This window comes from Vreelandella sp. V005, from assembly GCF_052645115.1.
The window spans coordinates 358,345-373,179 of sequence record NZ_JBQXYA010000003.1; the positions used below are offsets into that span (position 1 = coordinate 358,345).

The 14,835-nt window shown below is 56.0% G+C and carries 12 protein-coding genes; 2 read left to right on the plus strand and 10 right to left on the minus strand.

Annotated elements, in window-relative coordinates:
- Nucleotides 1-215: 215 nt before the first annotated feature.
- The 10 genes from urtE to ACUN8H_RS10300 all read right to left on the minus strand — a co-directional run bounded on the left by urtE (nucleotide 216) and on the right by ACUN8H_RS10300 (nucleotide 12,136).
- Nucleotides 216-923, minus strand: coding sequence for an urea ABC transporter ATP-binding subunit UrtE (urtE, locus tag ACUN8H_RS10255; RefSeq protein ID WP_445532033.1), 708 nt, complete (start codon nucleotides 921-923; stop codon nucleotides 216-218).
- On the minus strand, nucleotides 923-1,759 hold the full coding sequence (gene urtD, locus ACUN8H_RS10260; RefSeq protein WP_445532034.1) for an urea ABC transporter ATP-binding protein UrtD: 837 nt from the start codon (nucleotides 1,757-1,759) through the stop codon (nucleotides 923-925). Before urtD ends, urtE begins: the two co-directional genes overlap by 1 nt.
- Complete coding sequence (gene urtC / locus ACUN8H_RS10265; RefSeq protein ID WP_445532035.1) at nucleotides 1,756-2,925, minus strand: urea ABC transporter permease subunit UrtC; 1,170 nt, start codon at nucleotides 2,923-2,925, stop codon at nucleotides 1,756-1,758. The genes urtD and urtC overlap by 4 nt, the downstream gene beginning before the upstream one ends.
- 2 nt (nucleotides 2,926-2,927) lie before the next feature.
- A complete protein-coding gene (urtB, locus tag ACUN8H_RS10270) occupies nucleotides 2,928-4,562 on the minus strand; it encodes an urea ABC transporter permease subunit UrtB (RefSeq protein WP_445532036.1) in 1,635 nt (544 codons plus the stop codon).
- 108 nt (nucleotides 4,563-4,670) lie between these two features.
- A complete protein-coding gene (urtA, locus tag ACUN8H_RS10275; protein ID WP_445532037.1) occupies nucleotides 4,671-6,062 on the minus strand; it encodes an urea ABC transporter substrate-binding protein in 1,392 nt (463 codons plus the stop codon).
- Between the two features lie 434 nt (nucleotides 6,063-6,496).
- The gene (locus ACUN8H_RS10280) at nucleotides 6,497-8,026 is read right to left on the minus strand and encodes a tripartite tricarboxylate transporter permease (RefSeq protein ID WP_445532038.1); all 1,530 of its coding nucleotides are present in this window, start codon (nucleotides 8,024-8,026) and stop codon (nucleotides 6,497-6,499) included.
- Nucleotides 8,026-8,478, minus strand: a complete 453-nt coding sequence (locus ACUN8H_RS10285) for a tripartite tricarboxylate transporter TctB family protein (protein WP_290701859.1) — start codon at nucleotides 8,476-8,478, stop codon at nucleotides 8,026-8,028. The genes ACUN8H_RS10280 and ACUN8H_RS10285 overlap by 1 nt, the downstream gene beginning before the upstream one ends.
- Complete coding sequence (locus tag ACUN8H_RS10290) at nucleotides 8,478-9,479, minus strand: Bug family tripartite tricarboxylate transporter substrate binding protein (protein ID WP_445532039.1); 1,002 nt, start codon at nucleotides 9,477-9,479, stop codon at nucleotides 8,478-8,480. The genes ACUN8H_RS10285 and ACUN8H_RS10290 overlap by 1 nt, the downstream gene beginning before the upstream one ends.
- 172 nt (nucleotides 9,480-9,651) lie before the next feature.
- The gene (locus ACUN8H_RS10295; protein ID WP_445532040.1) at nucleotides 9,652-10,395 is read right to left on the minus strand and encodes a response regulator; all 744 of its coding nucleotides are present in this window, start codon (nucleotides 10,393-10,395) and stop codon (nucleotides 9,652-9,654) included.
- Nucleotides 10,388-12,136, minus strand: coding sequence for an ATP-binding protein (locus tag ACUN8H_RS10300; protein WP_445532042.1), 1,749 nt, complete (start codon nucleotides 12,134-12,136; stop codon nucleotides 10,388-10,390). Before ACUN8H_RS10300 ends, ACUN8H_RS10295 begins: the two co-directional genes overlap by 8 nt.
- A 142-nt stretch (nucleotides 12,137-12,278) precedes the next feature.
- On the opposite strand from ACUN8H_RS10300, the gene ACUN8H_RS10305 reads away from it, so the two are divergent.
- Nucleotides 12,279-13,007, plus strand: coding sequence for a DUF481 domain-containing protein (locus tag ACUN8H_RS10305; RefSeq protein WP_445532182.1), 729 nt, complete (start codon nucleotides 12,279-12,281; stop codon nucleotides 13,005-13,007).
- Nucleotides 13,008-13,273: 266 nt separating this feature from the next.
- Nucleotides 13,274-14,827, plus strand: a complete 1,554-nt coding sequence (locus ACUN8H_RS10310) for a BCCT family transporter (protein ID WP_445532043.1) — start codon at nucleotides 13,274-13,276, stop codon at nucleotides 14,825-14,827.
- Nucleotides 14,828-14,835: the final 8 nt, after the last annotated feature.

Sequence of the window (14,835 nt, forward strand, 5' to 3'; positions counted from 1 at the left end):
TGCAATTAATGCGCCAAAATGGTGAAAGGCGGTGAGCCCTGTACTTTCTCAAGTACACATCCGTTATAAAGGGTGTCCGCCGTCGAAACATGCACCAAAAAAGATCACAAAGAACCTCATTAGCACCAAAAAAGAGCGCCTGTATGGCTAACAGTAGAAGGAAGATATTGGCCCGCCAGGGTGACGGGCGTAGAGGGAAAATAGGTGTGGATAAATCAAACCGTCAAGTGCTGCTTGATCAGCTCATTGGAAAGCTCGCTGATCTCGCCTTTGGCTACCGGGCGGCCGCGATCCATGATCACAAAGCGGTCGGCGTACTTACGAGCGAAGGGCAGCTTCTGCTCCACCAACAGTACAGTTAAACCATCCTCGTTGATCAGCTGGCGAATCACCTGACCGATCTGGGCGACGATATTGGGCTGGATGCCCTCCCCCGGCTCATCCAGAATCAGCAGCTTGGGCTCGATGACCAGTGCGCGGCCAATCGCCAGCTGCTGCTGTTGCCCGCCGGATAAATCACCGCCACGGCGGTGTTTCATCTCTTTAAGCACCGGGAACAGCTCGTAGACCCGCTCAGGAATCTTTTTCAGCCCATCGCTGCGGGCGGCTAGGCCGGTGCGCAGGTTCTCCTCCACGGTCAGCAGCGGAAATATCTGCCGCCCTTGAGGCACGTAGCCAATCCCCAACCGCGAGCGCGCTTCAATGGCTTTTTTAGTCAGTTGGATCTCGCCTGCCTCGCTTGAGTAGCGCAGCTCACCGCTTTTGACCGCCACTTCACCCATCACGGCTTTCAGCAGCGTGGTTTTACCCACGCCGTTGCGCCCCATCACGCAGGTGCACTCCCCGGCGGGCACTTCAAGGTCCAAATCCCACAGGGTATGGCTTTCGCCGTAGAACTGGTTGAGCTTTTCAATGGCTAGCATTAGGCGGCCTCCTCGTCATCGGCACCCAGGTAGACCTCGATCACTTTAGGGTCGTTGGAGACTTGATCCATGGTGCCTTCCGCCAGCACGCTGCCCTGGTGCAGTACGGTCACTTGGCGGGCAATCGAACGCACGAAGCCCATGTCGTGTTCCACCACCATCACGGACTGCTTGCCCGCCAGCCCGGTGAGTAGCTCGGCGGTGCGCTCCATCTCCTGCTCGGTCATGCCCGCCACTGGCTCATCCACCAGCAGTAGACGCGGGCGCTGCATCAGCAGCATACCGATTTCCAGCCACTGCTTCTGTCCATGGGAAAGAATGCCTGCGGGCTGATGGCGCAGTGCCGTCAAGCCGATGGTTTCCAGTACTTCATCGATGCGGTCTTTGATCTCGCCGGTCATGCGGGCAGTTAGGGTGGGAAAGATCCGCTTGTCGGCGGCCATGGCCAATTCCAGGTTTTCAAACACCGAGAGCGCTTCAAACACGGTGGGCTTTTGAAACTTGCGGCCAATGCCCAGGCTGGCGATATCGGGCTCGTTCATATGCAACAAATTATGACGGCTACCGAACCACACACTGCCGCTATTGGGTCGGGTTTTGCCGGTGATGATATCCATCATGGTGGTTTTGCCCGCCCCATTGGGGCCGATAATGCAGCGCAGCTCACCGTCGTTGATAGTCAGGTTGAGATTATTGATGGCTTTGAAGCCATCAAAGCTCACGGTGACATCTTCCATATAGAGAATCGGCCCGTGGCGAACGTCCACCGGTGAGGCCTGAGGCGCCATGAAATCGAACACCCGGTCACGCTGGGTCAGCGATTGCAGCAAACTCATGCTGAGGCCTCCTTGGATGTCTGTTGTTGGTCAGGGTTAGCCGAATCGTCGCGCTTACGGCGCTTGAGGTAGCCAAACAGCCCCGCCACCCCTTTGGGCAGAAACACCGTGACCAGTACGAACATCGCGCCCAGGGCAAACAGCCAGGCATCGGGCATGACGCCAGTAAAGATGGTTTTGGCGTAGTTGACCAAAATGGCGCCAATCACCGCGCCATACAGCGTGGCGCGACCGCCCAGCGCTACCCACAGCACAATCTCGATGGAGAAAATAGGCGAGAATTCGCTGGGGTTGATAATCCCCACTTGCGGCACGTAAAGCGCCCCGGCCAGGCCCGCCAGCATGGCCGATACCACAAACACAAACAGCTGGAAACGCTCGACCCGGTAGCCGAGAAAGCGTGTGCGCGCTTCGGCGTCACGAGTAGCCACGCTCACCCGCCCCAGCTTGCTGGTGACAATCGCACGGCAGAGGATATAACCCAGCGCCAGCGCAACGCCGGTGGCGAGAAACAGCCCTAGGCGCGTGGCGTCGCTGCGCAAATCGAAACCGACGATTTCGCGGAAATCAGTCAGGCCGTTATTGCCGCCGAAGCCCATTTCATTGCGGAAGAAGGCTAGCATCAAAGCAAAGGTCAGCGCCTGAGTAATGATCGACAGATACACCCCGGTGACCCGCGAGCGAAACGCTAAAAAGCCAAACACCAGCGCCAGTAGCCCTGGCGCCAGCAGCACCATGATGAAGGCGAACCAGGCCATATCGAAGCCGTGCCAGAACCAGGGCAGGCTGTCCCAGTTGAGGAACACCATGAAGTCGGGGAGTACCGGGTGGCCGTAGGTGCCGCGATCACCGATCTGGCGCATTAAATACATGCCCATGGCGTAGCCGCCGATGGCGAAAAAAGCACCATGCCCAAGGCTTAAAATACCCAGATAGCCCCACACCAGATCCACCGCCACGGCAAGCAACGCATAACTCAGGTACTTACCAAACAGATTGACGGTATAGGCGCCCACATGCAGCGGGTTCTCCGGCGGAATCGCCACGTGCAGGATAGTGACCAGCGCCAGCGCGGCGACCAGCACGCCCAAAAAGATCTGCGTTGAGCGCTCGCTGAAGGGACGTGTTAGCCAAAAATTGGTCGATGATTCGGTCGTTAGTGACATGTTTAGCCCTCCGCAGCCCGGCCCTTCTGCGGGAAGAGTCCACGCGGGCGTTTCTGAATGAATAGGATGATGAAGACCAGCACGATGATTTTGGCCAGTACCGCGCCAGCCCAGGGTTCCAGCACTTGGTTGATGACCCCCAGCGATAGCCCAGCCACCAGCGTGCCCCACAGGTTACCCACGCCGCCGAATACCACCACCATGAAGGAGTCGATGATGTAGTTCTGCCCCAGGTTGGGGCCGACGTTGGTAAGCTGGGAGAGCGCGACACCGGCAAGCCCGGCCACACCCGAACCTAGTGCAAAGGTCATGATATCCACACGAGTGGCACGAATGCCCATGGAGCGTGCCATGGCGCGGTTCTGGGTGACAGCACGTACCTCAAGGCCCAGCCGGGTGCGGCGCATAATCAGCATCAGGCCGGCAAACACTACCAGCGCAAAGCCGAGCACATACATGCGATTGAGCGTCAGCGACAGCGCATCGTTCACTACCAATGAACCGCTCATCCACTCGGGGGTGATGACGGTACGGTTGAGCGGTGAAATCACCGTGCGCACCAGCTGCTGCAGAATCAGGCTGATACCGAAGGTCGCAAGCAGGGTTTCCAGCGGGCGGCCTTTGAGGAACTGAATCACGCCGCGCTCGATCGCCACACCAGCCAAAGCGGCAACCATAAAGCCTGCGGGAATCGAGAGGATCAACGCCAGCCCCGGTTGGCCGGGCAGCAGTTGCTGCATCGCCCAGGTGGTGTAGGCGCCCAGCATCATTAGTTCGCCGTGGGCCATGTTGATCACGCCCATAACCCCGAAGGTGATCGCCAAGCCAATGGCAGCCAGCACCAGCACCGAGCCAAGGCTCAAGCCGAAATAGAGGGTTTCCAGGCCGCGATTGAGCTTGAGCTGCTGCTCGATCCCCGCTAGTGAAGCGGCAGCGGCATTGGCGACGACCGGATCATCACTGTTGGCTGCCCGGCTTAACGCCACACGCGAACGCGGGTGCAGGCTGCCATCCAGCGCTTCGACCCCGGCCATTTCACCGGCTTCAGCGCGATAAATCGCGACGGCCTGGGTCAGGCGATAGCGCACCTGCTCGTCCTCTTCCTGTTCGATCAAGTCGTCGAGGGTAGGCACCAGCTCACCGTCTACTTCCCCTAGCAGGCGCTCGGCCGATGTGCGGCGACGCTCCACGTTAGGCGAGTAGAGGTCAACGACCGCGATGGCACTGCGCAACTGGTTGCGTAGGTTGTTATTAATACCAATACGCTCCAGATCACGGCGGGACATCTCACCCAGCGCTTCGCCGGTCAAGACATCGGCCACCGGCCAGTCGCGGCCGCGGTTTTCCAATACCAGTACAAAGCGGCCGTCTTCAGTGCGCTGTAGGCGGCCATCCAGCAATGCCTGCAGCCAATCACGGGCGCGCTCATCGTCACTTTGCAAAATAGCGCTAATGGCTTCGCCTTTGGCGTTGTAGGACTCAACGTCCAGTGCTTCTAGCAATTCAAGGGCGGCACTGTCGTTAGCGCCCGTATTGTCAGAACCAGAGTTGTTAGCGGTGTCTGTTTGTGCCTGCGCGATGAGGGTGGCCCCCAACAGCAGAAAGCAGAGCAGCGCCAAGGAAAGGAAACGCCTCATGGGGTTCTTCCTTTGGTTATTTAAAAACAGTTATCTAAGAGGGAAAGATAGCGTGCTCCTTGCCGCGCCAACCATCGAACCACGGCGCGGCAAGGGAGGTGTTATGCCTTACTCAGCGAGTGCCGCTTCAGCTTCTTCTGCTGCGGTGCTGCCACCGCACGAGCCGTTCACGACGTTAAAGTTGCCGCACTCCATCGGCTTGCGCCAATCGGCAATCAGGTCACGCGAACCAGGCAGGTAGTCCGACCAGGCATCACCCGCCACGGTAGACGGCGTTTGCCACACGATATCGAACTGGCCGTTGTCCTGAATTTCACCGATCAACACCGGCTTGGTGATGTGGTGGTTGGGCATCATCGCCGCATAGCCGCCGGAGAGGTTCGGCACGGTCACGCCGATAATGGCGTCTTTAACGGTATCGACGTCGGTGGTGCCCGCTTTACGAACCGCTTCGGCCCACATGTTGAAGCCAATGTAGTGCGCTTCCATCGGGTCGTTAGTCACTGCCATATCGTCGCCGGTGTACTCGATCCAGGCATCGATAAAGTCATAGTTGTCGTCGTTATCGACGCTCATGAAGTAGTTCCAGGCAGCCAGGTGGCCCACCAGCGGCGCGGTATCGATACCGGTCAGTTCCTGCTCACCCACCGAGAAGGCAATGACCGGAATATCGGCTGCATCGATGCCTTGGTTGGAAAGCTCGGTGTAGAACGGTACGTTGGCGTCGCCGTTCACTGTCGAGATCACCGCAGTGGGTTTACCCTCTTCACCGAAACGGCGAATTTCGGCCACGATGTTCTGCCAATCGGAGTGACCGAACGGCGTGTAGTTGACCATGATGTCCTCGTCTGCGATGCCATGCTCATCTTTGAGGAACGCTTCGAGGATACGGTTGGTGGTGCGCGGGTAGACGTAGTCGGTACCGACCAGCGCAAAGCGCTCGATACCCACTTGATTGATCAAATATTCAACCGCAGGAATCGCCTGCTGGTTAGGCGCCGCACCCGTATAGAAGACGTTTTCCGATGACTCTTCGCCTTCATACTGCACCGGATAGAACAGCAGGCCATTAAGTTCTTCTACGACGGGCAGTACCGATTTACGCGATACCGAGGTCCAGTTACCGAAGATGACATCGACCTCTTCCTGGGCTAGCAACTCACGGGCACGTTCGGCAAATAGCGGCCAGTTGGAGGCAGGATCCACCACCACGGCTTCTAGCTGGCGGCCCAGCAGGCCACCGGCTTCGTTCTGCTGTTCGATAAGCATTTCAACGGTGTCTTTAAGGACAGTTTCGCTAATCGCCATGGTGCCCGAGAGGGAGTGCAGGATACCAACTTTAATCGGGTCATCGTCTTGAGCGATGGCCTGCGCGCTGGCTCCCATGACCGCCGCGGTGAGTAGCGCGGTGGCAAAAAGGGAAGGCGAGCGGCTTGAGCGCGCTTGTTGTTGGTAAGAGAGCGTCGAGCGAGTATGGGTATTGTGCTGCAATGTGGTCACTTGAACCTCCTTGCACCCCTTATCTCTGGGGCTTGTTTGTTGGCTTCGCATTCGAGGGGCCGATTGGAAACTCCTCAATACGTCCACTAGCCAATAGTTCTTGCAAGGGGTGCGCCAGATTGGCACAACGTCCATTTTGCAAAAGATAATCAATTACTTAGCAACAACAAGCTATTCTCAAATGTAGAACAATGCACCAATATACAGCGCCAAGCGGTGACTAAAGCACATCAACCATGCACCAATAAGTTTCTCTGCACCATATGGGCGCTCTGGGCTTTTGTATTCTGGTTAATTACTTAATACTTACTGATCAGTTACAAACGACAAGGTCAACACAACACAGTTTTGACGCCTTCTAAAAAGTATTCAAATAAAAACGGGGCGCCAACTTTCGTTAGCGCCCCGTTGCTTGAGAGTAAGCTATTTAAGTATCAATCGCTTTCAGGCGTGCCTGAAGTAGATGACTTCCCATCCATCCCACGGCGCAGGAGAGGTCCCAAGATGTAGGGCAAGATCAAGCCTAGGCCTGCAAAGACCCACAGCCCGATAGCCAGACCGCTATCCCAAAGAATCATCCAGTCGCCATCAGAGATATCCATGGCATGGCGTAAGTTCTTCTCCATCTCAGGCCCCAACAATAAGCCAAGAATCACTGGCACCAGCGGAATCTCAAGCTTGCGCAGGACGTAACCGCCCACCCCAAAGGCCACCATGAAGTAGAGGTCAAAGATGGTGTTGCTGATCGAGTAGATACCCACGAAGGCAATCATCGTGACGATTGGCAGCAGGTACATGGGTGGTACGGATAGCAGTTTGACGAAGATGCCTACCAACGGAATGTTGAGGATCAGTAGTAAGAAGTTACCAATCAACAGCGCCGCAATCACACCCCAGACGATGTCGGCATTCTGAGTGAACATCAACGGCCCTGGGGTGATATTCAACGAAATCAGTAGCGCTAACAACACCGCGGTGGTGCCGCTACCCGGCACACCTAGTGTCAACATAGGAACCAGTGCACCGCTGGACGCACCATTGTTGCCAGCTTCAGGCGCCGCCACACCGCGCGGGTCACCTTGTCCAAAATAGCCTTTCTTACCCAACACACGTTTTTCAAGGGTATAGCTGATGAAGCTACCCAGCGAAGCACCGGCGCCCGGTAGCACACCGGCCACAAACCCCAGCACTCCTCCACGGAAACTGGTGGGTAGAATGTCGCGTATATCCTTCCAAGAGAGTGAAAGCTTGTTGACCTTCATCTTTTCCTTACCACCACCTGCACGCTCTTCGATGAAGAACAGCAGCTCGGAAATGGCAAACAGACCGACGATAGCGATGATGAAGTCGACACCTTCAAAGAGCTCTAGCACGCCGAAGGTGTAGCGCTGAACGCCAGTATTGTCGATACCCACCGTGGCAATCATTAAACCAATACAGGCGGCAACCACTGTTTTGATGGGATTTTTACCGGTAATACCGCCTAAGGTAGCGAACGCCAACAGGAAGAGCGCAAAATATTCTGCAGGGCCGAACGTCAAGGCAAAATTAGCCAACAGTGGCGCCAGCAGAATCAAACCAACAGTGGCGATAAGGCTACCGATAAAAGAGGCCACGGCTGAGATCGCCAGCGCCTCGGAAGCCTTGCCTTTCTGGGCCATAGGATAACCGTCAAGACAGGTCATCATGGCTGGTTCATCGCCGGGAATATTCAATAGAATCGATGATATACGTCCACCGTACATGGCACCGGCATACACTGACGTCAGCATAATCAGAGCCGTTTCTGGCGCGAGCCCCAAACTAAACGCCAGCGGTATCAGAATGGCCACACCATTGGCGGGGCCTAACCCCGGCAAGGCGCCGATCAATGTGCCGAGAAAAGCACCCAGTAGGGCGAACATCAGATTATGGGGCTGCAGCGCAACGCCAAAACCGTCCATTAGGTAACCCAGAGTTTCCATCAGTTCACCTCCAGGAATGACAACAGACCCAGCGGTAAGGCGAGATCTAGTGCAAAACTAAACAGGAAGTACACTACCACTGCCGAGACTGCCCCGGTCATGTAAGCATTGAGCGGCCGAGCCCCCATGCGCCAGCAAAGCGTCCCCACAGCAAGCGTAGTGCTAATAATAAAGCCCAGCGGCTGAAGCAGCATGGCGTAAAAGATCAGCACCACGACGGCGATAATGAGCTCGATACCGGTACGGCTCCAAGGCCACGCATTATCGGGATCAGGGCGTACAATCAGATAAAGGCTGGAAATTGCCAACACTACGGCGAGCAACTTCGGAAAAGTGTCAGGGCCAACGGCTTCGGCCCCTCCAAACGGTTCAGGGAACTGAGTCGCGGCCCAGCCGTACGCCACGGCCAGGACGATCATCAGGACCCCAAAGATGCGGTCGTTGAAAGTCATTACTGAATTAGCCCAATATCTTTAGAAAGCTGTTCAATCTCATTGATCTGGTTGAGTACGAACTCCTCGAACTCGCCAGCGGTCATGTGAAATGGCATCAAGCCGTTCTGAGCCATGACATCCTGCCACTCTTCACTCTCATAAATAGTGTCCATGGCATCGGTCCAATACGCTTCAGCCTCTTCAGAGACATCCGCAGGCATATAAAAGCCGCGCCAGTTGGGGCCAATAGCATCAATGCCTTGTTCACGAGCAGTGGGTACGTCCGCCATGTCACCGGGCAGGCGCTCTTCAGACAGAACCGCTAGGACACGTAAATCGCCTGACTCCATAAACCCTTGGGCTTCAGTGATATCCCCGGTAAAGGCGTCCACGTGGCCACCGATTACCTGGGTTAATGCTTCGCCACCGTTGTTGTACGAGAGGTAGGCAATGCGCGGAAGATTTTCGACATCCGCTGCCTGAGCGGCGATCAGCACTTTGAGATGATCCCATCCGCCTTTGGCGCTACCACCCGCGAACTTAACGCTGCGTGGATCTTCCTTGAGCGATTCCATGAGTTCATTGAGGTCGTCAATCTCGGAATCAGCGGCCACGGCAATAATCCCGTAATCTGCGCCAAGGGCGCCGATCCAATTGACTTGGTCAGCCGTCAACCCTGGGAATTGCCCTTGAGCCAAGCGGGTGGTCGTGGCCGTAGACGCGGCAACCAGTAGGTGGTCGTCGCCAGCGCGCTTGCTGACGGTATGGGCAAACGCTACACCACCACCAGCACCAGCCATGTTAATGGTTTGCACATTCGCCGGAACCAGATCAAGTTCCTGCATGACGTTACCTACGCTGCGGCAGGTAAAATCCCAGCCGCCGCCCGGATCAGACGGTGCAATGCACTCCACCTTTCCTTCTGGCTCGAAGGCTGCAGCGGTGCTAGCAAAAGTGGTAAGCGTCGCTAGCGGAAGGGCCAGCAACGTTAAATATTTAAAGGAAGGCTTAATGATCATGGCGTTCTCCACGTGTCAGTGTTGTTGTATGGGGCGTCTTATTGTGAGACTGCACGTCGCGAACGTTAGAAGACCGCCACCCTGACCGACAAGCTTGTGCGCATAAAAGACAAAAAGTTCTTTACGAGCATTTTGTTCATTTTGTTCACGCCTGCTAGCACACTGCACTTTCTTATAGAGAATCTAGCCAGTCATGTGCCGCCTTCAACAGCCGATAACGACGTTCGGGCCGCCCTACGTCACCATAGCCCAGCTCAGCACTTACCGCCTGCTCGGCGACTAGAAATTCTAAATAGCGGCGCGCAGTGGAGCGGCTAGCTCCCATAATGCGCGCCATTTGCATGGCGGTAAGGGAGTCGGGGGCATCGGCCAGGGCATCGATCACCCGGCGTAGCGTCAGCCGGTCAATGCCTTTAGGCAGTGCTTGAGATAGTGACTGGCTTTTTGCTCGCGACGCCTCGCCTGGCTGTAAGCGCGCCAAAACATGATCCAACTCGTCTTGATTCATCTCGGCACGATTGGCCAACGCTTCACGCTCGCGGCGAAAGCGGGTCAGCATTTGGGCCATCCGGGCGGCTTCGATGGGCTTGATAAGGTAGTCAAATACCCCGCCGCGCAGTGCCTCGCTGATGGTTTCCACTTCCCGTGCGGCTGTGACCATGACGATATCCACATGCACATAGTCACGGCGAATCGCCCACAGCAGCTCCAAACCCTCGACATCGGGGAGGTAGGCGTCTAACAAAATCAATTGTATGTTAGCCGCGTGTTCCGCCATCAGCGTCTTGGCTTCGCGGCCATTACGCGCCATACCCACCACATAAAAGCCCTCACTCTGCTCAATAAAAGCGCTGTGGATATCGGCAATGCGAAAATCATCTTCAACGACCAGAATGCCGTATTGCCTATCAGACATCGCTCTTCCCCTCGCCGCTATGGCCACTGTTTTTGGAATTGTTGTTGAGATCGCCGTGGAGCTCGCCGTTTGGTCCTTTTTGGCATAGTGAACGGTCGAGCACCGCGGTAAAGCATGCCCCGCCCAGCTCACTCTCTTCCAGGGTAACAGCGCCGCCATACTGACGGCAGAGCCTGGTCACCAACGCTAAGCCAATGCCCTGGTGCTTGCCCGCTTTGGTCGAAAAACCTTCTTGGAAAATCGACTCGGCGAGCTCAGTGGGCACCCCTGGCCCGTTATCCTCCACTTCAATCAGAAGCTGTTCGCCCAGGTCGGTGAAAAACAGCCGCACTTTAGGGTCGTTATCAGGCCCATGCAGGGCGGCATGGCAGGCGTTATCGAGCAGGTTACCTACCACGCTCATCAGCACCTCTTGGCCGGTGGAGGTAAGCGGGCAGGAGAGCGAACTTTGCTCGTCGATTTCCAGCGCTACACCTAACTCACGCGCGCGGGTGAGTTTACCCAGTAACGTGCCGCTGAGCACGGCATCGGCCACGTTGCGCATTAAAAAGCTCATCTGCGCCTGGGCGCGCTCGGTTTCCTGATGGATCAGCGCCAAGGCTTCCTCAATGCGCTGTAACTGCAGTAACCCTGAGATGGTGTAGAGCTTATTGGAAAACTCATGGGCCTGGGCACGCAGCATGTCCACGTCACGGCTGGCCTGGGTCAACGCATGGGAGAGATCGACGATCTCGCGGCGACTCCGGAAGGTGGCCACCGCCCCTTCAATTTCTCCCTCATGCAGAATCGGCACCCGGTTAACCACCACCGGATGGTCACCTAGCCACATCTCCTGGTCGAACTCCTGTTCACCGTGCCGGAGTACCTCCAGCAATCGCGAATTGGGCACCACCTCACGAATGGGTTGCCCTAGCAGCACATGTTCGTCATCCAGGTTGAGAAAACGCCGCGCCTGCTGGTTGACCAGGGTAATATGGCCTTCGCGGTTAACCGCCAGTATCCCCTCATGAATCGACTGCAAAATGGCCTCTTTTTCCATCGCAAGCCGTGCAATCTCGTAAGGCTCCAAGCCTAGAATCACCTTTTTAAGGTGCTGCGATAACCAATAAGCACCGGCAAAGCCCAGGCAAATCATCAGAGCCACTAACACCCAGCCAAAGCTGTTATAGCGCGCCACATCCATCTCGACCCGGTCCATCATAAAGCCGACAGACACCAGGCCAATGATATTGCCCTCTTCATCCCAGATAGGTGCTTTGCCGCGCATCGCGGTGCCCAGTGAACCGGTCGCCTCGGAAACATAGAACTGGCCATGTATCAGCGCTTTGTCATTGTCCCCACCCACCATCGGTTGCCCGATGCGTTCCGGCACGGGGTGCGAGTAGCGGATGCTCTGGGCATTACCTACCACGACATAGCGCGCCCCGGTTTCATGGCGTATCCGTTCTGCCAACGGCTGGATAATAAAAGCGGGGTTAGGGATATCAAACGCATTGATAATTTGCGGCATTGACGCCACCGTTTTGGCTACCGCCAGCGCGCGCTCGCCCATCTGCTGGCTAATAATTTCTGCCTTACGAAGATTGAGATACGTGCCCTGTGCCAGTAGCATTCCCGCCAGCAGCAGCCCAACGAGCAGCATTACCTGCAGTCGAAAACTGCGTTTATACCAACTACGCCTGGCGCGGGTACGGCGCCAGCGCTGCAGGTCGGCGAGTGTTCGGGGGCGAGAAGTGCTCATAGATAGACTCAAAATACGTGACCGCACCATTATGGCACGCGTCAGCAAACGACGTTAAACGCCAACACGCCATGTCATCATTCGCTGATATAATGCTCGATTGCCGAAATCAAGGAGGGATGTAGTGGTTATTGTTCGATGGATGCTTTTGCTGGCCTGCTGGCCACTGTGGCTAAGTGTGGCTTATGCCAATCCGTTTTATGCCCCTCCGCCGCCCCAGGAAGATGCCCCCGTATTCAGTGGCGATGCTGAGCTTGGTTTTACCCATCTGTCGGGCAATACCAACAGCCAAACCTTGATCGGCAAAACACGGCTAACTTGGTTAACCGGTAAATTCACTTACTCTCTGCGCGGTGAAGTACGCACTGTTAGCAAGGATGATGAAACCAGCGCTGAGCAGTACTTAATCGCAGGGCGCGAGCGCTATGAGCTCGAAGGCCCCCACTATCTGTTTGGTTTTGCCCGCTGGGAAAAAGATCGCTTTGCAGGTTACGACCAGCAGTTGTCAGCGATTGGTGGCTACGGACGGCAGATTTTGGAGAACGAAACCCATACGCTTTCCCTGGAAGCGGGCCCAGGTTATCGCCATGATCGGCTTCGCGACTACGACGATGAGCGCTTGATGGTGACCTACACCGCACTAGATTATCGCTGGGGGTTTTCCGACTACGCGGATATCGAACAGGAAATGTCGCTTGAATATACCAGCCAGAACATCACCTCCCGTTCGCTAACGGCCCTTACTGCCCGGCTCAATTCAAAGCTGTCGCTGCGACTCTCGCATGAAATCAAGCACAACTCGCAACCACCCGACGACACCAGTGAGCGCACAGACAACACCACCAGTGCATCGCTACTCTTCCGCTGGTGAGTTTGGCACCGCACACCAACGCGCCAATAGCGTGCACTTGCACTCCTTAAACGCACCAAGATAAAACATGTTAGACGTTGGTCTATATTGCCGGTATACTGTGGCCAGTTTCCTGTCCTCGCGCCATTCAATGAATGGCGCTTTTTTTTACCCGCAATTTCCCTGTGTATTCATGAGCCTCTTAACGGCTATGCGGCGTTAAACCGCTTAACGGCGGCCTTTGACAGGCTAGATTTCCGCTTCTTCCTCCCCTAAAGGTATTTGATATGACCCAATCAAGCCCCAACGCTGAGGGCTCCCAACGCTTTTCGCTTGGCGATCCATTAGTGCTGACCCTCAGTATCGGCTTTATCGTCGCGTTTCTTGGGCTGTCCTTCTATGACGTTTCCCTGGTCGCGGACAGCATCAGTGCCGGTTTTGCCTGGACGGCACTGGTGCTGGGTAGCTACTTCCAGCTGCTACTCCTAATGACGTTTTTCATTGCCATCGGCTTGGCCATGACCTCGGCGGGAAAAGCCAAAATCGGCAACCTGGATGCACCAGAAATGAGCACGTTTAAATGGCTCTCGATCATTCTGTGCACGCTGCTGGCGGGTGGCGGGGTTTTCTTTGCTGCGGGTGAGCCGGTTTATCACTTTGTGGTGACGCCTCCTGCCTTTGATAGCGAAGCGGGCACTGCCGAAGCCGTTTCCGGTGCCTTGGGGCAATCCTTTATGCACTGGGGCTTTATGGCCTGGGCCGTACTGGGATCGTTAACGGCGGTGGTGCTCGCCCACGCTCACTACGTGAAAGGCCAGCCCCTTCAACCTCGCACCCTGCTTTATCCCGTGCTAGGCGAGCGACTCATGCGGGGTCCGTTGGGCGGCATCGTCGATGCCTGCTGTGTGATTGCGTTGGTGGCAGGCACCGTGGGCCCGATTGGCTTTCTGGCTACGCAGGTTAGCTTTGGTCTTCATGAGCTGTTCGGCCTACCAGAGGGATATACCGGTCAACTGATTATCCTGGGTGTGCTTGCCGGCATTTACGTGCTCTCTTCCATGAGCGGCGTACACAAAGGTATTCAATTACTTAGCCGGTTCAACGTGTTGTTGGCGCTCGCCATTGGAGCGGCGATTATGGTGTTTGGCCCCACCCTGTTTCTGGTTAATAGCTACGTTTCAGGCATGGGCGCCTACATTAGTGAATTCTTCACCATGGCGACCATGACCGCTGAAACGGCACCAGCATGGTGGATGCAGTGGTGGACGGTGTTCTTCTTTGCCTGGTTTATCGGCTACGCACCGGTGATGGCGATTTTTGTAGCGCGTATTTCGCGCGGACGGAGCATCCGCGAAATGATCGTCGCCGTGGCGGTGCTGGCACCGATTGCTACCACCGTGTGGTTTACCCTACTCGGTGGCTCAGGCATTTACTACCAGCTCAACGGCGTCATCGACTTGACCGAAGCGCTGAATAACTTTCAGTTTGATGTCGCCACGTTAACCGTTGCCCAGGCGTTGCCCGGGGGCACCTGGATGGCATTGGCGATTCTGCTGTTGACGACGATTTTTGTGGCAACCACCGGCGACTCGATGAGCTACGCCATTGCGGTGGTCGGCGCGGGCCATGACGACCCAAGTCCGGTGATGCGTGCGTTCTGGGGGATTGCCATGGCACTGATGGCCGCCGTGCTGCTATATATGGGCGCCGGACAAATTAGCGCGCTGCAGCAGTTTATCGTCATTACTGCTATTCCGGTGTCGTTGATACTATTGCCCTCGCTCTGGAATGGCCCTCAGGCAGCTTACGCCATGGCCCGTGAACAGGGCATTATCGAGTAACTAGCGCG

Bases quoted from the DNA above. Each gene is read 5' to 3' on its own strand.
- urtD (WP_445532034.1), bottom strand. From the start codon at position 1,759: ATGAGTTTGCTGCAATCGCTGACCCAGCGTGACCGGGTGTTCGATTTC.
- urtB (WP_445532036.1), bottom strand. From the start codon at position 4,562: ATGAGGCGTTTCCTTTCCTTGGCGCTGCTCTGCTTTCTGCTGTTGGGG.
- ACUN8H_RS10310 (WP_445532043.1), top strand. From the start codon at position 13,274: ATGACCCAATCAAGCCCCAACGCTGAGGGCTCCCAACGCTTTTCGCTT.
- ACUN8H_RS10300 (WP_445532042.1), bottom strand. From the start codon at position 12,136: ATGAGCACTTCTCGCCCCCGAACACTCGCCGACCTGCAGCGCTGGCGC.
- urtC (WP_445532035.1), bottom strand. From the start codon at position 2,925: ATGTCACTAACGACCGAATCATCGACCAATTTTTGGCTAACACGTCCC.
- ACUN8H_RS10280 (WP_445532038.1), bottom strand. From the start codon at position 8,026: ATGGAAACTCTGGGTTACCTAATGGACGGTTTTGGCGTTGCGCTGCAG.
- ACUN8H_RS10285 (WP_290701859.1), bottom strand. From the start codon at position 8,478: ATGACTTTCAACGACCGCATCTTTGGGGTCCTGATGATCGTCCTGGCC.
- ACUN8H_RS10295 (WP_445532040.1), bottom strand. From the start codon at position 10,395: ATGTCTGATAGGCAATACGGCATTCTGGTCGTTGAAGATGATTTTCGC.
- ACUN8H_RS10290 (WP_445532039.1), bottom strand. From the start codon at position 9,479: ATGATCATTAAGCCTTCCTTTAAATATTTAACGTTGCTGGCCCTTCCG.
- ACUN8H_RS10305 (WP_445532182.1), top strand. From the start codon at position 12,279: ATGCTTTTGCTGGCCTGCTGGCCACTGTGGCTAAGTGTGGCTTATGCC.
- urtE (WP_445532033.1), bottom strand. From the start codon at position 923: ATGCTAGCCATTGAAAAGCTCAACCAGTTCTACGGCGAAAGCCATACC.